The 24,289-nt window shown below is 68.6% G+C and carries 16 protein-coding genes and 2 pseudogenes; 3 read left to right on the plus strand and 15 right to left on the minus strand.

Going from position 1 to position 24,289, the window contains the following annotated elements; all coding sequences use genetic code 11:
- Positions 1-47: 47 nt before the first annotated feature.
- Positions 48-1,355 carry an ABC transporter ATP-binding protein gene (locus ACWDV4_RS07035; RefSeq protein ID WP_449975539.1) on the minus strand — a complete coding sequence of 436 codons (1,308 nt, stop codon included), beginning with the start codon at positions 1,353-1,355 and terminating at the stop codon, positions 48-50.
- Between the two features lie 156 nt (positions 1,356-1,511).
- On the minus strand, positions 1,512-3,386 hold the full coding sequence (locus ACWDV4_RS07040; RefSeq protein ID WP_449975540.1) for a glycosyltransferase: 1,875 nt from the start codon (positions 3,384-3,386) through the stop codon (positions 1,512-1,514).
- Positions 3,387-3,550: 164 nt separating this feature from the next.
- Here ACWDV4_RS07040 and ACWDV4_RS07045 point away from each other — a divergent pair, with 164 nt between their 5' ends.
- A complete protein-coding gene (locus tag ACWDV4_RS07045) occupies positions 3,551-5,194 on the plus strand; it encodes a glycosyltransferase (protein WP_449975541.1) in 1,644 nt (547 codons plus the stop codon).
- 70 nt (positions 5,195-5,264) lie between these two features.
- Here the strand turns inward: ACWDV4_RS07045 and ACWDV4_RS07050 are convergent, their stop codons facing one another.
- From ACWDV4_RS07050 to ACWDV4_RS07075, 6 genes and pseudogenes are all read right to left on the minus strand, one after another.
- Complete coding sequence (locus tag ACWDV4_RS07050; protein ID WP_449975543.1) at positions 5,265-7,598, minus strand: glycosyltransferase; 2,334 nt, start codon at positions 7,596-7,598, stop codon at positions 5,265-5,267.
- A 15-nt stretch (positions 7,599-7,613) separates the two neighbouring features.
- Positions 7,614-9,800 carry a bifunctional glycosyltransferase/CDP-glycerol:glycerophosphate glycerophosphotransferase gene (locus ACWDV4_RS07055; RefSeq protein WP_449975544.1) on the minus strand — a complete coding sequence of 729 codons (2,187 nt, stop codon included), beginning with the start codon at positions 9,798-9,800 and terminating at the stop codon, positions 7,614-7,616.
- A 125-nt stretch (positions 9,801-9,925) separates the two neighbouring features.
- Positions 9,926-11,866, minus strand: a pseudogene (locus ACWDV4_RS07060) (DUF5941 domain-containing protein); the annotation flags it as partial.
- Positions 11,863-12,609 carry an ABC transporter ATP-binding protein gene (locus tag ACWDV4_RS07065; RefSeq protein WP_449975545.1) on the minus strand — a complete coding sequence of 249 codons (747 nt, stop codon included), beginning with the start codon at positions 12,607-12,609 and terminating at the stop codon, positions 11,863-11,865. The pseudogene ACWDV4_RS07060 and the gene ACWDV4_RS07065, both read right to left, overlap by 4 nt.
- Positions 12,609-13,436 carry an ABC transporter permease gene (locus ACWDV4_RS07070; protein ID WP_449975546.1) on the minus strand — a complete coding sequence of 276 codons (828 nt, stop codon included), beginning with the start codon at positions 13,434-13,436 and terminating at the stop codon, positions 12,609-12,611. The genes ACWDV4_RS07065 and ACWDV4_RS07070 overlap by 1 nt, the downstream gene beginning before the upstream one ends.
- Positions 13,437-13,623: 187 nt before the next feature.
- Positions 13,624-15,075, minus strand: a complete 1,452-nt coding sequence (locus tag ACWDV4_RS07075; RefSeq protein ID WP_449975547.1) for an L-serine ammonia-lyase — start codon at positions 15,073-15,075, stop codon at positions 13,624-13,626.
- 242 nt (positions 15,076-15,317) lie between these two features.
- Between ACWDV4_RS07075 and ACWDV4_RS07080 the strand changes: the two genes are divergently transcribed.
- Positions 15,318-15,524: a PspC domain-containing protein gene (locus tag ACWDV4_RS07080; RefSeq protein WP_449975549.1), complete on the plus strand. Its 207-nt coding sequence runs from the start codon at positions 15,318-15,320 to the stop codon at positions 15,522-15,524.
- Positions 15,525-15,605: 81 nt separating this feature from the next.
- Here the strand turns inward: ACWDV4_RS07080 and ACWDV4_RS07085 are convergent, their stop codons facing one another.
- Positions 15,606-17,513 (minus strand): arabinofuranosyltransferase, encoded by a 1,908-nt coding sequence (locus ACWDV4_RS07085; protein WP_449975892.1) that lies wholly within the window; start codon positions 17,511-17,513, stop codon positions 15,606-15,608.
- A gap of 205 nt (positions 17,514-17,718) precedes the next feature.
- Between ACWDV4_RS07085 and ACWDV4_RS07090 the strand changes: the two genes are divergently transcribed.
- Positions 17,719-19,581, plus strand: a complete 1,863-nt coding sequence (locus tag ACWDV4_RS07090; RefSeq protein WP_449975550.1) for a DUF6541 family protein — start codon at positions 17,719-17,721, stop codon at positions 19,579-19,581.
- A gap of 57 nt (positions 19,582-19,638) precedes the next feature.
- Here ACWDV4_RS07090 and ACWDV4_RS07095 read toward each other — a convergent pair whose 3' ends face one another.
- The 6 genes and pseudogenes from ACWDV4_RS07095 to ACWDV4_RS07120 all read right to left on the minus strand — a co-directional run bounded on the left by ACWDV4_RS07095 (position 19,639) and on the right by ACWDV4_RS07120 (position 24,284).
- Entirely contained in the window at positions 19,639-20,361 is a 723-nt protein-coding gene (locus ACWDV4_RS07095) for a DUF4230 domain-containing protein (RefSeq protein ID WP_449975552.1), read from the minus strand.
- 218 nt (positions 20,362-20,579) lie between these two features.
- Positions 20,580-20,783, minus strand: a pseudogene (locus ACWDV4_RS07100) (acyl-CoA dehydrogenase family protein); the annotation flags it as partial.
- Between the two features lie 36 nt (positions 20,784-20,819).
- On the minus strand, positions 20,820-21,119 hold the full coding sequence (locus tag ACWDV4_RS07105; RefSeq protein WP_449975553.1) for a type II toxin-antitoxin system VapB family antitoxin: 300 nt from the start codon (positions 21,117-21,119) through the stop codon (positions 20,820-20,822).
- Positions 21,120-21,313: 194 nt separating this feature from the next.
- On the minus strand, positions 21,314-21,928 hold the full coding sequence (locus tag ACWDV4_RS07110; RefSeq protein WP_449975554.1) for a nitroreductase family protein: 615 nt from the start codon (positions 21,926-21,928) through the stop codon (positions 21,314-21,316).
- 11 nt (positions 21,929-21,939) lie between these two features.
- Positions 21,940-22,884: an aldose 1-epimerase family protein gene (locus tag ACWDV4_RS07115; protein WP_449975555.1), complete on the minus strand. Its 945-nt coding sequence runs from the start codon at positions 22,882-22,884 to the stop codon at positions 21,940-21,942.
- Between the two features lie 53 nt (positions 22,885-22,937).
- Positions 22,938-24,284 carry an MFS transporter gene (locus tag ACWDV4_RS07120; protein ID WP_449975556.1) on the minus strand — a complete coding sequence of 449 codons (1,347 nt, stop codon included), beginning with the start codon at positions 24,282-24,284 and terminating at the stop codon, positions 22,938-22,940.
- Positions 24,285-24,289 lie beyond the last annotated feature (5 nt).

Below are 24,289 nucleotides of genomic sequence, written 5' to 3' on the forward strand. Positions count from 1 at the left end.
GTGCGGCCCTCCCGTTGCCCAAGAGGGCCGCACCAGCAGGGCTCGGGTCAGCGCCAGCCCACGTCGATGCGGTCGCCGCGATCGTCGAAGAAGTGCACCGCATCCATCCGTACCGAGATGGCGAGCGGATGCCCCGCCGACACGGTGGGATAGGGCGCGAGCCGCACCGCGAGCTCGGCCGGCCGGCGGTGGTGCCGGCCCGGGTCGGAGAGCACACCGGTGCGGACACCCCCGGTCAAGTCCGCGTTCTCCGCGGTGGGTACGGCCGCCCGACCAATGAATCGCTGGACCGCTCGGCTGAGCCGGCCCGACCCGGCCGACCGCCGGGACCGTCCAGCGGCCTGGGTCCCCAACTCGTCGACGACGATGGCGGTCGCCCCGATGTCAACGAAGGCCAGCGACTCGTGCCCGTGGTGTTCCAGGTAGCGGATCCGGCCCCGCAGCACTTCACCGGGGGCGTCGGGGGCGACCGGGGTGAGCGCCTCGGCACGCATCCCGACCACGATCCGTTCACCGTGGTAGCGCGCCACGGTGCGGGCCCGGATGTCTTCCCAGGGCAACCGCAGCACCTGGTCGCCGAGGTGCAGCGCGACGTGCCGGTCCAGGTGGACGTAGACCGACGCCTCCAGCAGGTTCATCCGGGGACTGCCCAGGAAGGCGGCGACATAGAGTGTCGCGGGCCGCCCGTAGACCTGGGTCGGGGTGCCGACGTCCTGGAGCACGCCTTTCCGCATGATGGCCACCCGATCTGCCATGGTCAGCGCCTCGGCCTGATCATGGGTCACATAGATCGTTGTCACACCGAGTTCGCGCACCAGGCCGGAAATCTCCGCCCGCAACTCGGCTCGCAGCCCACTGTCGAGGTTGGACAAGGGCTCGTCCATGAGAAAGAAATTGGGTCGACGTATGATCGCCCGTCCCATCGCGACCCGCTGCCGCTGGCCACCCGACAACTGGCTGGGTTTGCGACCCAACACGTCCCCGATGCCCAACACACTCGCCACGTCCGCCACCCGCTCGGTGCGGATCGTCTCCTCCACTCCGGACAGTCGCAGCGGGAAGGCGATGTTCTCGCCGACGGTCATGTGCGGATAGAGGGCGAAGTCCTGGAAGACCATGGCAATCCGGCGGTCCCGGGGGGACAGGTCGTTGGCCAGCTCGCTGTCGAGCAGGATGGCCCCGCTGCTCGGCTGCTCCAGCCCGGCCACCATGCGCAGCACGGTCGACTTGCCGCACCCCGAAGGTCCCAGCAACACCATGAACTCGCCGTCGTTGACGTCGAGGCTGATGTTGTCCACCGCCACTGTCCCGTCCGGGAACACCTTCGTGACGTCCTTGAGTGCGACGGTCGCCACCGTCACCTCCCCAGCCTGGTCGCGGAACCCGCAATGACTGTGACCAGGATCATGGACTTCGCCCATCGGGTAAACGTGCCATGTTCCCTGGGTGACGGTTCATCTACCGCGATGAACGGCTGAGGTCCTCCGAACCCAGGCTGGGGCGATGTCCGATCAGGAGCCGAAGACGGGCCGCTCCGTGGTGCCGAACTCCCAGTGCTTGGGCATGCCGGACCACTGTGTTCCGCCGCCACGCAGGAAGTACTCCAGCCCTGGGTCCCAGGTGTGCCCATCGGACCGACGCTGATAGATGTAGCCGAGCGGGTGGGTACGGTAGATCATGCCGCCGGCTCGTCGTACCCGGTCGATGAGTCCCCTGTCGATCGAACGGGGCACCGGCCGCCAACCGCCGACCTGTTCCAGATCACCTCGGCTGATCAACATCGTGCCGCCGGCCACCACGTGGGTGAACGCCTCGGCCCGGCCGGCGTCGCGCCGTACCGTCGTGTCGATGGTCTGCAGGTAGACGAACTCGGCTCCCTTGCCGACCATGGCCGCACCGGAGTGGTGTCGGGCGAGCACCAGGTCCCAGACGTGCTCCGGCCCATATGTGTCGTCGTCGTCGAACTTGGTCACCAGGGTGCCCCGAGACCGGGCGGTGGCTACCCCGATCGCCTCGCCGAACCCGTGCCCCGGTGGCAGCGTCAACAATTCCACCGGACGGGGCGACCGGGCGACCCGGTCCCGCAGCTCGGCCGACAGTTCGACCCCGTGCATACAGAGCACGATCTCCAGGTTGGGGTAGGTCTGCGCCTCGATGGCGGCCAGCGCGTCCGGCACATACTCCAGTCGCTTGGTGACCAGCAGGGCGCTCACCGAGGGCGGCTCGGCCAAAGCTGGGAAGGTTGCGGCGGCAAGCCGCGGCAGGGCGAATCCGGTCGCGTGCTGACGCATCACCGCCCGCCGTTGCCCGACCACGCGCGCCTCCCACTCCAACTCCTCGTCCGGCTCGGGTAGTGGTGCGCTGATCAGGTCACGTACCTCATCGGCCAGGTAGGCGGTGACCGTCGGGGGCAGGTCTGGCACCTGCACCAGAACCCCGGCCAGCACCAGGTGGGCCAGGAAGGTGGCCTCCTCGATCGGATGGCGGGCCGGCAGGGACGGGCAGATCACCGTACCGATCTCGGCCAGCGCCTCCCGGGTCGACTCGGGTAGCCAGGGTCGGTCGACCCGACCGGTGCAGAGGACTCCCTGGGAACCGGTGATCTGCCAACCTCGACCGTCAACGGCATTGGTGAAGCTCAATTGTGCTCGCCCAGCCGTCGGGCCGAACGGACCGTACCGACCACGCACCGTGACGTGCTCCAGGTCGACCAGGACCGCGTCCGGACGGGTGCCTACACCAGCACCGCCGCCGTCGGCGGCGAGGATCGTGCCGTACTGGCTGGCCGGAGGGTTGCCGACCGGATCCGCAGCGGCGGTCTGGCCTGGCTCGACCGGTGGTCGCGCTTCGCCAGTAGCGGTGAGCACGATGTCGTACGGCCGGATGTCCTCGTTGTCCGGCAGCTCGCCGGAGAGTGCGATCTCGTTCTGTCCGGTACCCAGCCAGGCCGGAAACACGTCCTGGGCTGTGACGTCCGCACTGGCCGGGTGCGGCATCGGCCGGACCGGGGTGAGCAGCGGAAGGACTGCGCTGATCACCTTCCGCAGCGGCCGGGGCCACTCCACCTCGATGTCCACGACTGCGCGACCCTCGCCGCTACGGGGTAGCCGGAGTCGGTGGGAGAGCACGTGCGTGAGCGGGCCGAGCCGGCCGGACCAGCCGCCCTGCGGGATGGTCCAGGAATTGACGATGACCGAAACCCGGGTGACCTCGACGAGCGAGGTGGGATCAGTCAGGAGATATCGCAGCCACTCGACGGACTGGGCGGAGACCACCATGCGATGGACTCGGTCTCCGGGGCGGGGCCCGGAGCGTCCACCGCCCCGACCAGGCACCTCGGTCACGCCCGCCCCCAACAGGCTGACGGGCCCGCTACGACGCCACATGCCATTACGGTCACCGACGACGATCCGCCAGCGGAGATAGCTATGTGCCGGTTTTTGGCTCGACAACCCAATCCCTCTCTACGTTTGGCGCTGACGCACGCCGGGGTGCTGACCGTCGTAGTGCTGATCCCAGCCTACGTCCCGGCGCTGGATACACTTTCTTCGTGTCGAGCCGGAAACGAACCATGATGTCGGGGTCCTCCTCACCACAGGTCAGACTGTTCCGAAACGACTGGAGCCCCCTGGCTCCCGGCGAGTTGGGCCAATGGCTACCCACCAAGTCGGTCTCCGTGGTCATTCCTGCCTACAACTGTCAGGAATCGCTCGACCTGACGCTCGCCTCGTTGAGCCACCAGACCTATCCCGCCCACCTGCTCGAAGTGGTCGTGGTCGACGACGGCAGCGAACCGCCCATCGAACTACCCAAGATCCGTCCGCTCAACTGCCGAATCGTCCGGACGGCTGACCATTCCGCCGGCTGGGGAAGGTCCAACGCGCTGCACGTCGGGGCGACGGTAAGCACCGGGGAGATCCTGCACTGGCTCGACGCTGACATGATCGTCTTTCCCGAGCACGTCGAGGCGCAGGTGCGGTGGCAGCACGTCTCCGATGAGGCGGTAACCCTCGGTTACAAGCGTTTCGTCGGTAACGGTTGGGCCACCCCGGAGGAGGTCGCCGAACGGTGCACGAAGGGCACCATCGACACACTCTTCCGGTTCGAGGACACTGAGCCCCACGACTACGTCGAGAAGCTCATCGACGACACCAAGCAGCTCCGGGCCGGTGACCACCTCAACTTCCGGGCCCATGTCGGGGCTACCGCCGCCCTGCCCCGGTCCCTCTACGAGGCGACCGGAGGGCTCAACACCGAGCTACGACTCGGTGAGGACACCGAGTTCGGCTACCGCCTGGCCCAGGCTGGTGCCGTGTTCATCCCCGAGCCGCTCGCCAGGAGCTGGCACATGGGGGCGTCGCACATGATGACCAAGGGCGACGCCCTACGGCGTTACAACCACCCGCACCTCGCCGACCTGATGCCCCAACCTCGCTACCTGCGCCCGGTGGGCAACCGCTCCTGGGCCGTGCCACTGGTGACCGTGGTCGTGCCGGCCGACGGCAGTTTCGAACTGGTACGTACGTGCGTCGACCGGCTGTTGGCCAGCGACCAGACCGATCTGCGGATCAAGCTGGTAGCCGACTGGGACGAGATCAGTGAACGACGCCAGTCCGTGCTGAACGACCCGGTGCTGGACCGCCGCCTGATCGCCGTCACCTACCGCTCGGAGCCCCGGGTCGAGCTGGTGCGGTCCGCCCCGGTCACCGCCTACCCCTCCGCCTTCCTACTGCACGTCCCGCCACACCTGGGTGTCCACGCCAACACCGTGCGACGGTTACTGAAGCTCGCCGACGAGAAGCAGATCGGGCTGATCCGGCTCCTGGCACCCGGGGTGAAGTCGCCCAACGAGGCGCTGGCACTGTGGCGCACCTCGGCTCTGAGTCGCGCGCTACGGGTCCAGGAGCCCGGTGAGCCCCTCGACCGGGTGGTCGCCGAGGTGGCCGGAGAACGCTGGGTCAGTGGTGACGACTTCGACGTGGTCAACCTGGAGGCGCTGCCGGTCACGGATTTGGCCTCCCCGAGGCCACGCCTGGTCACGATCACCGAAAAGCGCAAGACGACGCCCGGCGGGGACACCATCCCAGTAGGCGGTATCCGCTCGCTTGCCCGGGCGACCCGCTTCGTGGCCCGCCGCTACGCCGATGGAGCCGCCCGCCAGGTGAAGCGCCGGGTCCAGAACCCGGGGTCCTGAATTCGACGGGCCGTCGGCGTACCGGGGTGCCTGGTCGCAAGCCTGGTCAGGCTGGCGGCGGCACGCCCGGTCAGTGCCGGGATACGGCCGGCCCGATCCGCAGCGTCTCCCGTCCCCGGTCAGGGAACAACTCCACCCGTCGGCCGCGTACCGCCACGTCCCGGGGCAACAGACGCCGGGCCGAGGTGTCGAACAGCAGGTCGATCGGGCTGGTGGTCGCCTCCCGCCGATAGAGCGGCAGCCAGTCGCCATCCGCCGGACCGACCTCGTCGAACAGGGAGATCCGAGCCGTCCACCGGCCCGCGGCCACATCCGCCAGGACCTCGACATCGGGCGGCGGCAACTCGGCCGGATCGCTACCCTCCCGCCGACGCAACACCACCCGCAGGTCGTCCCAGCCGGACTGCTCGCCGGGCAGTTCTCCGGTCAACGTCAGAACGCCGTCGGTCAGATCCGTGTCGTACACCACCGGGCCGGGGGGCTGCGCCCGCACCCACAGCACCTCGTCGTCCGACGGCCGGGCCACCAACTCCACGCCCCCGACGGTGTGCCGAACCCCGGCGAAGTCGGCCGGGACCGGTAGGTCCTGTGCGTCGCCACCGCCCACGTCGGCGAAGCTAACCCGCCAGCCGGCACCCGCCTCCCCGACCAGCACCGGACGGTCCCGTAGACCGCTGCCGGCAACCAGGTCGGCCAGCGGAATACGCGCCGACCAGGCCGTACCGACCTCGGCCGGTCGTACCGGGTAGGTCCGCCAGATCACGCCCGAAACCCGGGTCAGTCGCAGCACCGCAGTCGTGGGTCGGGTCAATGCCGTGCCCTCCACCAGCAACGCGTCACCATCGACCCGGGTCGCGGTTACCCCGACCGCTGGGCGCTCAACCCGCAGGCGGAGCCGGCCGGAGCGCACGTACGGCACTAACCGGACACCGTCGGCGACCCAGCGGGCGGGCAGCGTCGGGCGGGCCTCACCCAGGCCCAAGGGCCGCCGCTGCGGCCGTCCGGCATCGAAGATGGCGACGTTGAAGATCCAGTCCCCCACCTCCCAGTCGCCCCGACCCCGCAACCGGGCCGGATCCACCCGGACGACAAATCCGGCCCACCCGTACGGCACCGGACTGGATGCCTGGGCAACATGGTGGGCCCGGCTCGGTAGCAGGACCCTTCGCCGTTGACCGGCGTCCTCCCGCAGCCACAGCATCCGTACCGACCGCCAGGGCCGGTCCGCGCCCCGGACCATGTCGTACGCGAGCCCCCGTACATACAGCTGATCCCCGACCCAGCGAGCCTCGTGCACCTCGGTCCGGATACCTTCCGGCGCTCGGAAGAGATGCCGGGGCGCGGCCGGATGCGGGTTCTCCAAGAACGGAAGCTGGACGTAGTAACCACGTCCGCGGCGTACCACCGGCGGCGTCACGCCGCTCCGGCTGGCCGCCACCACGGTCACCAGCTCGGACAGGGCTCGGGCCCGGGCGAGCCGCCACGCCACCCGAAGCCGGGGAACCAACCGGTCCACCACCCGAGCGTCGACCCGGCTCAGGTAGTCAGCGGTCAGGTCCAGGAACTGGATCCGGTAGTCGTGGTCGACGTCGGGCAGCAGGTCGAGGAACATCCGCAGATCGCTCTGTAGAACGGTCTCGTCGTACCAGTCCTTGAGCTTGCTGTCCCCGAGCCCGGCCAACGACCGGCTCGCGCTGTCCACGGCGGCGAACCGGTCGACCAGATTGCGTACCTCGGTCTGCCGCTGGCTGATCGACGCCACGGCGCCGGCCTCCCGCTGCCGCCAGTAGTAGACCGGCAGGTCGATCACGTCGACCGACTCGGCCAGCGCGTACGCCGGGATCGTGACCGGGATGTCCTCGTAGCGCACGCCTTCCGGGAACCGCAGTCCGTGCCGCTCCCAGAAGGACCGCCGAAAGACCTTGTTACAGGCCAGCCGGTCGTAGACCAGGTTGCGCTGATCCTTCAGGGTGATCCGCAGTCGAGTGTTCCGATGGGTGCCCCGGTGCAGCGGCGACTGGCGCAGCCCTCGCGAGGTGAGCAGCGCGACGTTGCCCGTGGCGAAGTCCGAACCGGTCTGCTCCAGCGCACCGACCAGGACCTCCAGGGCGTACGGCGGCAGCACGTCGTCGCTGTCCACGAACGTCAGGTAGTCGCCGGTGCCGAAGTCGATGCCCACATTGCGCGCCGCGCCCAGCCCTCGGTTGGGTTGGCGGACCAACCGGAACCGAGGGTCGCCGGCCGCCTGCTGCTGGGCCACCTCGGCGCTGCCATCGGTGGACCCGTCATCGACCAGGACGATGTCCAGGTCCGGGTACGTCTGGCTGGCCAGCGAAGCGAGGCACTCAGGTAGGTACCGCTCGACGTTGTAGATCGGTACGACGACGGTGATGACCGACCCCATACCTGCCCCCATCTCTCAGCTGGACTCGCCGAGGAACACCTTTCGGACGACCCGTTCCGCGGCCCGGCCATCAGCCGGCGTGCAGAACTTACGCCGGAACTGACTACGTGCCTTCGCCGCGGTGTCGTTGTCGACGCCCCCGGTACGGAACAGGTCGAGCAGGTCCGGGAAGGACGTGACGACCGCTCCCGGCGGCTCGGCCGTGATGTCGAAGTAGACACCCCGTACGAGTCGGTAAGCCTGCCAGTCAGGAGCGTAGACGACAATCGGACGGTCCAGGACGGCGTAGTCGAACATGACTGAGGAGTAGTCGGTGACCAGCACGTCCGAGGCCAGGTAGAGCTCCTCCACACTCGGGTACGCCGACACGTCCCGGGCCCGGTCGGCCAATCCCGCGTTACCCGGGGAGTGGGCCCGGTCGTGGAAGTAGTGGCTGCGGATCAACAACCGCCCGTTCGGCCCGATCGCCGCCAACAGCTCGGCCGGGTCGAACGGCGGGTGGTAACCCGGGTGGTGTTCCCGGTGGGTCGGCGCGTAGAGCACGACCTTCTCCCCGGGCTCGATACCCAGCTTCGCCCGGATCTGGGCCACGTCCTGGGCGGTGGCGGTGACGAGTTGGTCGTTACGGGGATAGCCGGTCTCCAGGGTCTCGTACCGGCACGGGTACGCCCGCTCCCACATCTGCGTGGTGAACGTGTTCGAGGTAATGCTGTAGTCCCAGCGGTCGGCGCGACGCATCTGGCCGGCGAAGTCGTCGTCCTGTACGCCGCCCGGGTAGGCCTGCTGATCCAGCCCCATCACCTTCAGCGGGGTGCCGTGGTGGGTCATCACGTGCACCGAACCGGGTCGCTTCACCACGTTGTTCGGCCAGTTGACGTTGTTGATCAGCCACTTGGCCCGGGCCAGCGTGCGGTAGTAGCGCAGCGATCCGGCGACCACGTAGTCGACCCCGGGCGGGATGGTGCTGGCCTTGTCGCGGCGCACCACGAACACCCCGCGCACCCCGGGGGCCAGCTGCCGGGCCTTCTCGTGGATGGCGGCCGGGTTGCAGGAGTAGCCGCGGTACCAGTAGGCGGCGTAGACGGCCAGTGACTCGTCCATCGGGCGGCGCAACTGGAGGCGGTAGTAGCTGCGGTAGACGGCCTCCCGAGCCAGCCGGACCGTCGACCGGGCCAGGTTCCGCCCCTTGCGAGCAACCGTACCGATGGTCTGCCGGGCCCAGTCGGCAGCGCGGAACCCGATCCGGAGCGCCTGGAAGGTCCGGTTCCGGCCACCGGCGACCAGGCGGTGCTTCAGCCCTTCCACCCCGCCGGGCATCGGATAGCCACCCGGCGGAAGGTAACGACGGTAGTGCTGGGTCATCCCGGTGAAGAACCGGCCCCGCAGTTCGGGCGGCAGCCGGTCGTCGTTGCCCCGGACGACCAGGAAGTGCCAGATCATCCGGCGGAACAGCAGCTTGCGCAGCTCGGCTGCGCCGGGCCGGGAGTCGTCGAAGGTGTCGAAGACCTGGGCCCAGTTGGGGAAGATCGCGAAGTGGCCGTCGCCAACCGTCCGGGTGGCCGCGCCCGCCCGGCGCTGCCGGTAGTAGACGCAGACCCGGTCCAGCAGGGAGATCCGCTCGGCGGTCAGCAGCAGCCCGTACGTGAACGGGACGTCCTCGTACCAGCCGGAGCGGAAGTGGAAGTTGAGCTTGGCCAGCACGTCCCGCCGGATGACCTTGTTCCACGGCACGTGCAGGATCTCGATCGCCTTGGGCCAGTCGCGCAGGGCGAAGACCGGCGGGGCCTCGTGAAAGGTACGACCCGGCAGGCTCGGTTCGGTCCGGTTGTCCCAGTGCACCCGGGCGTAGTCGACGATCAGCACCTCGGCGTCGGTCTCCCGGAGCCGGTCGGCCACCGCCCGGATCGCCCCGTCGGCAAGCCAGTCGTCACTGTCGATGAACCAGATGTACTCCCCGACCGCCTCGGCGAAGCCTCGGTTCCGGGCTGGCCCCTGTCCCTCGTTCCGGTCCAGCGTGATCACCCGCAGCCGGGCGTCCCGGGCGGCGTACTCGGCGAGGATCTCGCCGCTGCTGTCCGGGGAGCAGTCGTCGATCGCGATCACCTCAATGTCGGTGAACGACTGGGTGAGGATCGAGTCCAGGCATTCGCGCAGGTAACCCTGCACCTGGTAGACCGGCACGACAAAGCTGATCAGAGTCATGGATTCCGTTCCCCAGCGGCCCCACGGGCTGCCACCGTCTCGGGCCGACCGGCATCTTTCAGCGGATCTGTCTGGCCTGCTGCCAGTTTGACACTAACGTCGGTGCGCTGTCGGCGACCAACCGGGAGCCAACCGCCCAAAGCGTTCACGATGAAGACCAGCGCCAGGTACGCGGCGAGTTCGATCATGCCGATCTCGGCCAGGCTCCCCGCCCCCAGCACGGTCGCGCCGGTCAGGAAGGCGATTCGCCCGTCCCAGCCCAGCCCGAACGCGCGCAGCAGTGGCGGCCGTTCCCGCTTCTCCAACCGGGCGGTCAGGTCGTAGTGGTGCAGCGCCAGCACGAACGACATCGCGAAGATCACCGGCGGGGTCACGTCGGAGACCACCCCGACGGCGATGACGAACAGGTACTCCGTGGCCCGCAACGCCGCCGGCACCAGCCAGTCCAGCGGCCCGGCGTGCGGTGCCGCGGCGGGCAGCCCCGCCAGGAGCGCGATCACCGCGCCGCCCACCAGCCACCAGCGCAGCTGTCCCCCACCGGCGCCGACCAACCCGGCCACCACCAGCGCCGCGCTCGCCGCTGCGGCGAGCAGCGCGAAGGGCAGCGGGGCCGGCACCCGCAGCCGCCGACCGGCCGCGCCGATCCAGCCGGCCAGCGGCCCGTCGTCGCGGTAGAGCCGGGTGTCCACCCGGTCCAGCACCGACACCCGCATCGACCAGGCGCGCAGGGTGCGCAGGCCACCGGTGTACGCGAATGCCAGCGTCCCCCAGGTCAGCACCGCGATCAGGGCGACCAGCGGGTTGAACAGCGCCACGGCCAGCGCGATCAGGGCCCAGCGCTCGCCGATCGGGAAGACCACGGTGCGCTTGAGCCAGTACGACAGCGAGCCCGAGTCGGCCTGCACCCGGGTGGAGGCCTGACTGAGCCGGGCGCCGATGCCACCGGCGGCACCAGCTGCGGCAGTCGGCTTCGGCCGGCGGGCCGCCTCGTCGTGCAGGGCGCCGTACCAGGTGTCGGTCATGTGCCGGACGGTCTGGAGGGAGATCGCCGCGATCGCCAGTGGCCAGCCCCAGCCGTCGGCCAGTCCGGACCGCTCGACGCCGACGGCGAGGCCGGCGTAGACCAGGTATTCCTTGGCCCGGTCGGCCATGGTGTCCAGCCAGCCACCCCAGGCGCTGAAGTTGCGGGTGTAGCGGGCCACTTGGCCGTCGACGCAGTCGAGGACGAAGCCGAGGTAGAGCAGGATGCCGCCGACGACCAGGGCGACCCGGCCGCCGTAGCCGAACAGGATCGCCGCCGCGATGGCGAAGAGCACCGAGATCGCGGTCACCCCGGTCGGGCCGAGGCCGATCCGGGCGGCCAGCCGGGTCACGTACGGCGACCAGCTGCTGACCGCATACGTGGTGAAGAAGTCGTCCTTCTCCTTGACCGACAGCCGCAGTTCCGCCCGGTCCTCGTCCACCGCGGCGACCGCCGCCTCGGCGGCAAGGGCGGATGACTGGTCGGCGGCCCTGTGCGCGACGAGCAGCCGTACCCGGTGAGCGAAGATCCGGGTGTCGGCCCGGGTGAAGGCGGCGAAGAGCCGGTCCAGCGGAGTCTCCGCGCCATCGGCCGGGGCTGACTCCGCCGCTACCCGGGCGGCCCCGGCCAGCGCCGGCAGGTCCTCCGGACCGACCCGCAGCGCGCCACCGAAGACACCGGTGGCAGCACCGTCGTAACCGATGGCCGGGCCGGCCGACACCACCAGGCCACGGTCCTCGGTCAGGACCGCCTGTCCCGGCCCGGCCGGGTCGGTGAGGACCAGCGCGCCGGTCGGGCCGATCGGACTGGTCAGCAGATGCCGCAGTACGGCGGTGTGTGCGATCAGGTCGGCACCGCACAGCAGCAGTGTCTCGGTGCCGGCCTCGGCCAGGTCGGCGACCTCGGCCAGGTCGCTGGTGATCACCACGTCCCGGGCCCCGGCCCGGCGCAGCTGGCCGCCAAGCCGGTCAGCCAGTGCTTCCCCGCTGGCGAGGGTGATCGGTGCCGAGGCGGGGGCAGCGATGAACAGTACGGCCAGCGTCACGTCCGGACCACGTTGTTGTACGCGTCGAGGGCCTCGCGCACAGTTCCGTCGACCTCCAACCGACCGGCGTTGAAGTAGAGGCCCCGGGTACAGAACCGGGTCAGGTCGCTCTCGTTGTGCGAGACCAGCACCAGCGTGCGCCCCTCGGCAAGGAGCCGCTCGATGGTGGCGTAGCACTTCTTGCGGAACTCGGCGTCGCCGACCGCCATCACCTCGTCCATGAGCAGGATGGGGTGCTGGAGGTGGGAGATCACCGAGAAGCCGAGTCGGACCTTCATGCCGGACGAGTAGTGCCGGACCGGGGTGTCGATGGCCTTCTCGCACTGCTCACCGGCGAACGAGATGATCTCGTCGAAGTTCCGCTTGAGGTAGGCGGCGCTGAGGCCGTGCAGCGAGCCGACCAGGTGCACGTTCTCCCGGCCGGTCAGGTCGTTGGAGAAGCCGGCGGAGAGCTCCAGCAGGGGCGCCACGGCACCACGTACCTTGATCCCGCCCTCGTCCGGGATCAGCACGCCGGCAATCAGCCGCAGCAGGGTGCTCTTGCCGGTGCCGTTCTTGCCGATGATGCCCATGGCGTCGCCCGGCCGGACCTCGAAGTTGACGTTGCGCAGCGGCCAGAACTCGTTGGCCTGGGGCTGGCGTCCGCCCCGGTGGATGAACATCTCCCGCAGCCGCAACTGCCGGCGGCGGTTGCGGACGAACCGGATGCCGAGGTTCTCGGCCTCGATGATTGGCGTGTCCACTACAGCTCCTTGAGAACGGCGGGTTCGAGCCGGCGGAACACCCACCAGCCCCCGACCAGCATCAGCAGGCTGCCGGCGAACGCGAAGGCGAGGAGCCGGGCGTCGGGGAACTCGCTCGGGTACCACACCGCGTGGTGCAGCTGGAAGATGCCGACCAGTGGGTTGATCTCGTAGATCACCTTGACCCAGTCCGGCATCGAGGAGTCCCGAACCAGGCTGAGCGGGTAGATGATCGGGGTGGCGTAGAAGAGTACCCGGGTGACCAGGCGCATCAGTCGCTCCACGTCACGCATGAGCACGTTGAGCGAGGAGAGCAACAGGGCGATGCCGACCAGCAGAGCCGCCTGGAGCAGCACTGCCAGCGGCAACGCCAGCAGGGAAACCCCGATCTCGATCTTGCCCAGGACGGCGTAGACGATCGCCAGGACGGCGAGAATCGGCAGCCCGGCGATGTACTCGGCGAATCGCCCGGTGACCCGACCGATCGGGAACACCTCGCGGGGCATCCGCATGGTGGTGATCAGTCGAGCCTGCCCGGTAAGGGCGTTGGTGGCCTCGCTGATCGCCGAGTTGGTCCACATCCAGGCAAAGATGCCGGTAATCAGAAAGAGCGGATACGACTCCGCAGCGTCACCAAGATGTCTGTTGGTGGCGTTCTGATAGAGCATCCCGAAGACGAAGAAGTAGATCGCGCCCATACCGAGCGGCTCGATCAATGACCAAAAGTAACCAAGAACCGACTGCTGATACTTGACCGCCAGGTCTCGTCTGACCAGCAACCGTAGTGAATTGCGATAGGACCACAACGCACCGACGCCAGACGTCACAGCCGCCTCCAGCTCAGGATTGGGTCAGACCACCAGCACTCCGGTGACCTCTGTCGCAAACGGCCCCGACGAAGCGTGGCCCGTACGGCACACGCGTCGCGGCGGCTGACTCGCCGACGCGGGCCGCTGACGCGCCATAGGTTAGCAGTCTGTGAAGCGCCAAAGTAAGCGCATGACCCGGCTACGCTCAGCACTCGATCACGTTCACCGCGAGCCCGCCGCGCGCGGTTTCCTTGTACTTGACCTTCATGTCGGCCCCGGTCTCCCGCATCGTTTTGATTACCTTGTCCAGCGAGACCGCGTGCACTCCGTCGCCGCGTAGCGCCAGTCGGGCTGCGGTAATCGCCTTTATGCTGGCCACAGCGTTGCGCTCGATACACGGAATCTGTACCAGGCCGCCCACTGGGTCGCAGGTCAGCCCGAGATTGTGTTCCATTCCGATCTCCGCCGCGTTCTCCACCTGTGCCGGTGTGCCGCCCATCGCCTCTGCCAGCCCGGCTGCCGCCATCGAGCAGGCCGAGCCGACCTCCCCCTGGCACCCGACCTCGGCCCCGGAAATCGAGGCATTCTCCTTGAAGAGCACCCCGATGCCCGCCGCCGCGAGCAGGAACCGGATCACTCCCTCCGAGGTAGCGGATGGAACAAACCGCGTGTAGTAGTGCAAAACCGCCGGAATGATACCGGCTGCCCCGTTCGTCGGCGCGGTCACCACCCGGCCGCCCGCCGCGTTCTCCTCGTTCACCGCGAGCGCGAAGAGAGTCACCCAGTCCATCACCCAAAGCGGATCGACCGCACCGGTTCCGGACTGGAGACCAGCGCCGGCCACACCGGTTCCGGACTGGGGACCAGCGCCGGCCGCAGCGGCGTCCGGCCGCCCGCCGTCCGCCTCCAGGCTGCGACGCAGTTCCGCCGCGCGCCGCCGGACCCGCAACCCGCCGGGGAGTACGCCGTCCCGCGTACAACCCCGCTCGACGCACTCCCGCATCACCCGCCAGATCTCCAGCAGGCCCGCCCGGACATCCGCCTCGCTGCGCCAGGAACACTCGTTGGCGAGGATTACGTCACTGATCGACAGGTTGGCCTCGGTAGCGACCGTCAACAGCTCGGCACCGGTAGAGAACGGGTAGCGAACCCGGGTGGCGTCCGACTTGATCCGGTCCGCCCCGGCCGCCGCCTCGTCCACCACGAACCCGCCGCCGACGGAGTAGTAGGTGCGGGCCCGGATCTCGCCCCCGAGCGCGTCGTACGCCGCGAAGGTCATGCCGTTGGGATGGAAGGGCAACGACCGGCGGCGGTGCAACAACAGATCGCGGCCGGCGTCGAAGTCGATCGCGTGCGTACCGAGTAGGGCAATTCGTCCGGTCGTGCGCACTTCGGCGACCAGCTCCGGCACCCGGTCGGTGTCGACGGTCTCCGGCAATTCGCCCGCGAGTCCGAGCAGCACCGCCCGATCACTGCCGTGGCCGTGCCCGGTAGCCCCGAGCGAGCCGAAGAGTTCGGCCCGGACCCGTGCGGTGTCCGTGAGCAGTCCGTCCGCCTTCAGCCCGGCTACGAAGGTACGAGCCGCACGCATCGGCCCCACCGTATGCGAGCTGGAGGGCCCGATCCCGACGGTGAACAGGTCGAAAGCACTGATCATCGATGCCCCCTCCCGGCCATCGCGGGTAACGGCTCCGGCCGGGGTGCCGGACCCGCCGAGCGGCTGCCGACCGGCGAGCCTACCCCGCTGGTGCCCTGACTGACATTGTCGCTCGCCATTCGGGGTAGGCACCTACGGGTGACGGGACGGCAAATCCACCTCCGGTCGGAGGGCCCCGCGACCCGCCGTCCCTACCGTGGAATTCAGCCGCAGCGGACCGCCGCGGGTTGGGAGAGGACATCATGAGCCGCAAACTGGTACGCCCCCGGGCCGGACGAATGATCGCAGGCGTCTGCGCCGGCCTGGCCCGCCGCTTTGGCATCTCCACCGGGATGGTGCGCCTGCTCTTCCTGCTCTCCCTGCTGATCCCCGGCAGTCAGGTGATCATCTACCTGGCGCTGTGGATCATCATGCCGAACGAGGACCGCTACCTGGCTAGTGCGCACTGAGCCAGCCGACCGTTCCGGCCAACCAGCCCCCAGCCGACCGTTCCGGCGAGTTACCGCCGGAACGGTCGCGCTTCCGGGGGATTACCGCCGGATCGCCACCACGATGCCCTCCGGCAGATCATCGACGACCGCCCAGTGCTGTGAGGAGAACTGTGCCGGCTTGAACCGGTTACCCCGCCACGCCCAACCATCCTCGCGCTCGTAGAGGACGAAGACGTCGACGGGGCCGAACTTGGTGTTGGCCGAGGCGGTGGCGAACGCAGCCGGGTCCGTGATGCCGGCCAGCCGCTTGACCTCGGCATGCCGCTCCTTGCCATGGGACAGGGTGCTGTTGACGACCGGGTCGTTGCCGGCATAGCCCGGCCACGGCACATACGCGAAGAGCCGTTCATCGACCGACAACGTGACCGGCTGCGGATCGGGTCCCAGCTCGCGCTCCACCGCCTGCTGGATCGCGGTCATCGGGAACCACGGACGCCGCCCCTCGTCCGGGGCGTACTGCGGGTATCCACCGCCGGGCAGCGGCTCGGTGTGCGCCGTGGCGGCCTGCTTGGCCGTCACAGGCATCGAAGCCAGCGTGCTGGGCGTCCACTGGAGGGCGATGCTGGTGCCCGACCAGGCCAGGAGCACCGCCATCAGGGCAGCAGCGGCCATCCGTGGCGGGTTGAGCCGCAGCCGGCGCAGCATGATCGGGACGGCATGGACAAGGACCAGCACCCCAGCGACGGTGAGGAGGATGCCGTACAGCCGAGAGGTGTAGTGCAGGAAGCTCTCGTGTCCGGTCGCGACGAACCGGAGCATCGCCACCAGCCGGTAGCCGTAGACCGCAACGATCATCACCAGGATCGGCCGCGCCCACCAGGTCGAACGCCAGAACCACACCAGCCCGACCAACCCGACCAGTTGCAGGAAACCGACCGGCGTCAGCGACAGGAACGGGAACAGCTCGGTGTTGCTCGATGTGAAGACGTAGAGGTCATGGACCTGTTCCCCGCCGATGGTCGCCACACCCCAGAGGAACGGGACGACGTACCAGGAGGAAACCACGAAGGCGACGGCCGCGATGAGCCCCAACCGGCGTACATAAGCCCACCGGTCCGGCTCGGTACGCCAGCCGATCACCATGAGGACGATGAGGCCGAAGACGCCGTACACGACCCACGCCTGGTAGGTGATGGCGATGAAACCGCCGATCAGGCCCGCCAGCAGCCAGTGCATCCGGCTACGGATCGGTCGCGCGAAGACATCGAGCATCCACGGCACGAAAATGCCGAGGGTCAGCACTTCGTATCCCTTACGCGGGTCCAGCCAGGTAAGCAGGGCCACGGCGGTTATCGCCAGCGCGACCCAACTGCCCGCCAGCCGCCGCCACAGTAGGAATGGGACAAGTACCGCAGCAGCGATGAAAAGCACCTGGAAGTCCGCGACCAGCTTCCATGCGGGCACGTCGAGGAGCACCGAAGCACGCCCGATCAACCAGGTGTAGAACGGCGGATACTCCGACGGCAGCGACGGCACCAAGGTGTCCGAGCTTGCAATGGTGGTGGTGTAGCGAGTCGCCGAACCGGTGACCCGCCCGGCGTCCCCGGTAAGTCCACCGAACCCGAATGGCGTCCCATACAGGCCGACCCGCAGCATCAGCACGGACCACGCGGTCGCCAGACCGGCGGCTACCCCGGCAATCAGCTCGGTCGACCAGCGAATCGCGACGATGAACAACGCAGCGGCCAGCAACAGAGCGGCTGCGATGGAGAGAGCCGCAGCGCGGGTGGTGAAGGGATCCAGCCGGGTCAGGTTGGGCACGACAAAGGCCACCGGGACGGCCAGCATGCTGGTGGCCACCGCCACCGTGCCCGCATTGACCCATCGACCCAGCCTGCGGCCCTTGCCGCGCCCAGCGACCGCCTCACTGGTGCCCTCGGAGGATTCGGCCTGGGCAGCCTGATCCTCGACGGGGGCCTCTTTCGTAGTCTGCGGGACGTCGAACACTTGCCTCAAGGCAGGGTTTCCCACGATTTCTCCCGGCATAGGTCCCAGGCTCGCTGACGCCGGCCGGACTCCCGGCAGCCTGCGCCCTGGACGGGGCAGCACAAAAGGCCCGAGCGTTCGCTAGCATTTCTCGGCGTCACTGTAGCCCGAAGATTCGCACGATCTCGCGATTGGGGTCGACTTGCCAGCGCCTGTCGCAGTCCTCTTGGCAGCATCGCTGCTATTTGGCCCGTACCTACTTATCCGATGGGCCGCCGTCGGATCTATCCGCGCGATCGACTTCGCCATCGCACCACCAGTGTCCTTCGCCCTGCTGTCCTGGCTCGGCCTCATGCTGAACCTGGTGGACATTCGCTTCTCGCCGCTTTCGGTCGCCCTTGGACTGGTAACACCGATGGTGCTGTTGCTCGTCGTACGGCTGTTGCGGCAGCGACGCGACCCGGCGATCCGGTCCGACTCCAGTTGGCCTCGGCCCCGGTTGAGTGAGTTGCTCGGCCTCGGCGCAGCCGGAGCCTTCACCATCTCGATCTGGGCCTCCAGCCAGCGGTGGGTCTCCGGGATCCCCCAGTACTGGGACGGCATCTGGCATGGCTATCTCGTCGGCACGATCATGCGTCGCGGGCTCGCCAGTCCATTCGAGTTAAGCCCACTGGATCCGTACATAACCGAGCCCGTCGATGTTTACCCATACGGTTTCCACCTCGTAGCCGCACTAGTGGGCGATTTCTCCTCTGTCGCGAGTGGAATCAACGCCACCCAGATCGCTGGCGCGGCATTCGTTGCCACCATCGGCACGCTGGTAGCGACACGGGAGGTGTACGGGCGTGACCGAATCGCGCTCGTGGTCGCACCGGTGGTCATCGTGCTCATGTCCTGGTGGCAGGTGCGTAACGCAGGCATCCCGTCCTACAACATGGGTATGGCGATGCTGCCGGGGGCGTTCGCCGCCGTCGTACACGCGCAACGGACCGGCTGGACCCCCACCCGCACCATCCTCGCCGGAGTGGCGATCGCCGGTCTCTGGCTCGTACAGCCGGCTTCCGTTTTTTCCATGTTCGTCGTCCTCATCCCATATGCCCTGGTGCAACTCTGGCGGCGCCCCGTGGGCGAGCGCCGTATCTCGTGGCGACGGATACGTGCCGTGGTGCTCCTGGGAATGGCCGCGGGTCTGGTCGCCCTGCCGTGGCTACTGGTCACCCTGGCCAAGGTCTCGGACACGTTGGAAGCCACCCGGGCGCGGACCATGGGTCTATCCGAAAGTGTGCTGCGGGTACTACTCATGTCCGACCCCGGAAGGACGACGAACTGGGTCCTCTGCGTCGGTGTCGTCCTCGGCCTCGTCCTGGCGGTGATCGGTCGCATACCCCGCTGGTTGGCCGGAGCTTGGCTGCTGACGGCGGGGCTGTACGTCGTAGCCGCCGGCTCTGAGAACGACGAACTTCGGCGAACCCTCACCGGGGTCTGGTTCACCGACTGGTACCGCCTGGCCGACATCCTCGCCTTCGTCGGCGCTCTGCTGCTGGCTGGGTTGGCCTCGGTACTCGTGGCCCGGGTCAGGGGCACCGGCCAGCGGATCATGATCGCGGTTTTGGCGGTCGCCGGTGTCGCGGCCGCTGTCGTCGCCGTACCGACAAACCGCACATACACGGCGGCGCTCACCACTCCCTCGCTCGTGACACCGACCGAAATGGAAGCCGCACGCTGGGTGGCCGATCAATCCCAGCCAGGCGAACGGGCCCTCAACCAGTGGAGTGACGGCAGCCCCTGGGGCTACGCACAGTACGGGACGCCGGTAGCGGTCGCATACAGCAGCACCGTGTACCGGATGCGCGACCGCAACTACCTGATCTCACACTTCGGCGAGCTGGGATCCAATCCGAAGGTCGACGCCTCAGTGTTGGCGCTGCGGGTTCGTTGGGTGATCGTCGACGAGACAAAGCTGAAGTCGGGCGCCAAGGCCCCGCAGGTTCCGGTCGGCTCGCCGTTCGTGAAGGTCGCATACCAGGCTGGCCAGACAACGGTGTACCGCCTCGACCTGGAGGCGCTGGCCCGGTCGACATCAAGCTGACCTGCATGGTGGGTCCGGCCGGATGCTCCGCCGGACCCACCAACCGCTGGCCGAAGCTCAGGGAACCAGGTAGGTGATGGTGACCGTTTCGTAGCCCAGGGACCGGAGCAAACCTTCGAGCATCTTCCGGGTGTTCTCCTGGGCCCGGGTGCCGAGCCCACTGTCCCGGGCGGCGGCGGCGATCCGCTGCTCGGCGAGCTGGTAGACCTCGCGTTGCCGGTTGGGATCGCCGCTGAAGACGTCACCGATCCGGTTGATCAGGCCCCGGTCCTCGGCGAAGACGTAGCTGTTGGCCAGGTCGAGGTTGGGCTCGCCGAGCTGCGGAGCCGGAAGCTTGATCTCCACGGTCTTGCGGTCGGCCGACTCGACCACCGCCCCTTCCGCGATCTTTCCGAAGTCGACGTACGACTCCACCCGGCCCGCGCCGACGAAGAGGGTTCGCTCGCCGAGCAGGAAGTCCGGCACGTACTTGCGGTCCTTCTGGAGGTCGATCACGACCTGGAAGGTGCCTTCGGCGGCCACGTAGCGGCTGAGATCCTGGATCGACTTGAGCAGCGGCGGCTGGCTGCGATCGGTCTGCTCCTGGGTGAACGGGTTACGCCAGCTCGGCCACAAGCCGGTCGCCTGCACCCCGAGCACCAGGACGATCGCCAGCCCGATGATCCCGGCGAGCCAGAACAGCCCTCGCCCGCGTCCGCCCGACGGGGAGTCGACCAACTCCGGTTGAGCCGTCGCCGTCGACGGGTCACCGGTCAGGTCGGGACGCTCGTCCTCGACCATAGAACTGCTGGCGAGACCAGGCGTAGCCTGGCCTTTTGCATATTCCGGGAATTCCCGGGTGGGCTCGTTGACATCTCCGTTACGGGACATCGCCCCTCACCGTCCTCATCAGACAACCGTCTAATGGAAACGGTACGGCCCCGGTACGACACCCGCGAATCGGAGCGCACCTCGCGACCCGGGTCAGGCAGTTCAGTACGGTTCAGATGAACGCGGACCCCGGCCAGGTGCATGCCGAGTAGGCCGAGGCGACCGAACTCGCCGGCCAACTCGCGGACCGGCGCGGCACCGTCCTCGTACCAGCGGGCCACCTCGGGGCGGACCCGGTCGGCCACGAGCTGGCGTACGACGACACGGACCTGTAGTTCCTCGCTGGTGAGGGAGGTGTCAAGGTCGAGCAGATCAAGCGGGGCGACACTCACGATCGTCACCTTAACGAGCCTTCAGGTGGCGGCTCGTCACGACGCGGGCAGCAGCAGCACCCGAGCGTGGATCTGGTTGCGCTGCTGGAGCGCGGCGCGCAGGGCGCGATGCAGCCCGTCTTCCAGGTAGAGGCCCCCGCTCCACTGCACGACGTGCGGGAACAGGTCGCCATAGAAGGTGCTGTCCTCGGCGAGGAGCTTGTCGAGGGCCAACTCCCGCTTCGTGGTGATCAACTGGTCGAGCCGCAGCGGGCGCGGCGGAATCTCGGCCCACTGCTTGAGTGTGAGCCCGTGCTCGGGGTAGGGACGCCCATCCCGAACCGCTTTGAAGATCACGACGGCACGCTCCCCTCCCCTGGCCGAGCTGACCTACCGGGTCGCTGGCGCTGTCGGCACCCGACCCCGTTCCGACACGCCGCACCGTGCGACCCGTGCCAGCCTAGCGACCGCCGACGACAACACGGTTTGTTGCCGGATGTCAGTTTCGTTACTGCGACCATCCACGCTTGAACCCTGTCCAGGTTAGGGTCTCAGCTCCACCGCCCCCGATGCACGACCTGTTCAACCGGCCGACGTCCCCGCTTCAAGGACGGTGATCGATGGCCCGGGGCCGGATAACCGACGGTGATGGCACCGACGGGAGCGAATTCGTCCGGTACGCCGAACGCCGCCCGATACGGCGCGACCTGCTGTGGCGGAATCCCGAAAAAGCAGGCTCCCAGCCCCGTGTCAACCGCCGTGAGCAGCATCAACAGCGAGGCGAAGCCGGCGTCGACAAACCAGTAGGGCACCGGCCAGCGCCCCTCGTCCCGGTCCGCCCAGCCCTTGTCCGGCTCCGCGTAGCGGTCCAGGTAGGCGGAGCGGTTGGCATGTGGCACCACGATCAACGGGGCCCGCCGCATGCCAGCCAACCACCGGCCACGGCCCCGACTGCCGGCATCCTGCTCCGGGCTGGTCGCTGCCCAGAACCGTTCCCGGTCCGCCGCCGCCTCCAGCACCAGGAAACCCCAGCCCTGGGTGAAACCGGCCGATGGGGCACGTACCGCGTGATCCAGCAGCCGCTCCACCACCTCGGGCGGAACCGGCCGATCCGGGTCGTAGTCGCGCACCATCCGCCGGCGCCGTACGACCTGCGTGAACTCCATACCGCCCATTGTCAGTCGCGCCGGCCGCCGGGGCGGATGCCCCAACTGGCCCGCCAGGGTTCGCCCGGCACCAACGTGATCACGTCCTGCCCGGAACGGAAGGCGTCCGGCGGGCAGGTCATCGGTTCGACCGCCACCGACCGACGGTGTCGCTCGCCAGCCAGCGAATCGGCGGTGAACATCTGCCACCAACCGAACGCCGGATCGGCCCAGACACTCACCTCAGCGACACCGTCCGCGCTGGCCAGGGTGACACTGGATCCGCCGGAGGACTCCCGGTCGAGATCGCCGAAGGTCGTGTCGAGCACCAGGCCACCGATCCGTCGGGGCGTGGTGAAGTCGTACCCGTCGCCGGCCACCGCCGCCGCGCCGATCGGCAACCCGCGCCCGTCGACCAGCAGCCGACGGCGACCCGGCACCCGGAGCCACAGATCGTCGACGGCCACGTCGGGTAGCCGCAGGTAGGGGTGGACCGCGAGACCGAACGGGGCTGGATCATCCCCCAGGTTGGTCACCTCGTGGGTGGCCCGCAGGCCGTCCGTACCGACCTGCCAGACCGTACGCAGTGCCAGCGGCCAGGGATAACCCGGCTGCGCCGGCAGATCTCCCTGTACGGTCACCGAGTCGGCCTCGTGCGCGACGATCCGCCAGGGCAGCCAGTTGACCAGGCCGTGGATTGCCGTGTGCCGAGCCGGCTCGGTCAGTGGCACCTGCAACGAGTGGCCGGCGAAGCTGTACTGCCCGTCACGGATCCGGTTCGGCCACGGGGCGAGCACCTGCCCGGCAGCACCGACGCACAGCTCGTCCTCGGCATAGCCGTCGAGATAGTCGACGCCGCCGGCCCGGTAGGCGCGCAGTCCGCCGCCGACCTCCACCACGACCGCCTCGTGCCCGTCCGCCGCGATCGTCCACTGTGCACCAGACGGGGGTCGGGAGCCCGCGTCGATGTTGTCCATGGGTTGGACCATAACGTTTCCCGGTCGACCCCGCGCCGCGCTGGCCCGACCGGTCACCGTTCCGTTGCGGCCACCCGATAGCGCAGCAGTGCGGGGAAGACCAGCGCCAGCAGCACGGCGAGTATCGCCGCCGCCACCCCGCCGCCCACCCAGGCGATGCCCACACCGAAGGCGGCGGCGCTCGCCCCGGCCCGCAGGTCACCCAGCCGCGGCCCGCCGGCCACCACCACGGTGTTGATGCCCTGGAGCCGCCCCCGCATCCGGTCCGGTACGTAGACCAGCAACATCGACTGCCGGAAGACCGCGCTGACCAGGTCCGCCGCGCCGGCCAAGGCGAGCAGCCCGACCACCAGCCAGAGTTGCTGGGCCAGTCCGGCGAGTGAGACCGCCAAGCCCCAGCCGACCACCGCAACCACCAGGGCCACTCCCTGGCGGCGTACCCGACCGATCCAGCCCGAGGTCAACCCACCCAGCACCGAACCGATGGCGATGGCGCTGTACAGCCAGCCCACCGCCGTACCGCCGCCGAACCGTTCCTGCGCCACCTCAGGGAACAGGGTCCGGGGCATCGCCAGCACCATCGCGATGACGTCGATGGCGAACGACAGCAGCAGCACCGGAGTGGTGGCCAGATAGCGGAACCCGTCCAGGATGCCGCGCAGGCCGACGGAGGGCCGCCGTCCGGTCGGTTTTCCGGCCCCACTGCTGGCCGACGCGTCGCCCTCCTGCTTCAGCTCCTTCTCAGGCTCCGGCTCCGGCTCCGGCGGTATGGCCGGCAGCCGGATCGTGGCCCACATGGAGACGGAGAAGAGCAGTGCGTCGATCCCGTACGCGATCGGCAACGCCACGTCGTACGACCAGGCCGCAAAGATCAGGCCGGCGGTGAGCGGGCCGAATACCGCACACGCCTGGTGGGTGGTGTAGTTGAGGGTGTTCGCGGCCGGCACCAGCGTGGCCGGCACCAGACGCGGGATGATCGCACCGCGAGCCGGCGAGCTGACCGCGAAGGCGGTGGACTGGGCGGCGACCAGGCCGAGCAGGAGCACCGGACTCTCCACCCGGACCAGCGCCTGGGCCAGCAGCCCGAGCGTGGAAAGCCACATCAGGGTCGAGCTGGCCAGCAGCAGGCGACGCCGGTCGACGACGTCGGCGACCGCACCACCCCAGAGGCCGAACACCAGCAGCGGTATCAGACCGGCCAGGCCGAGCAGCCCTACCCAGAACGAGCCGCCGGTGATGGCGTACATCTCCACAGGTACGGCAATAGCCGTAAATTGGAACCCGAACATCGACACCGCGTTGCCCAGCCACATCCGCCGGTACGGCGGCACGCGCAGCGGACGTACGTCGATCGCCCACCGCGAAGGAAGGGCCCCTTCTTCTCGCTTTTTGTCGTACAAGGGGC

The sequence above is a fragment of the Micromonospora sp. NPDC003197 genome (assembly GCF_053590565.1).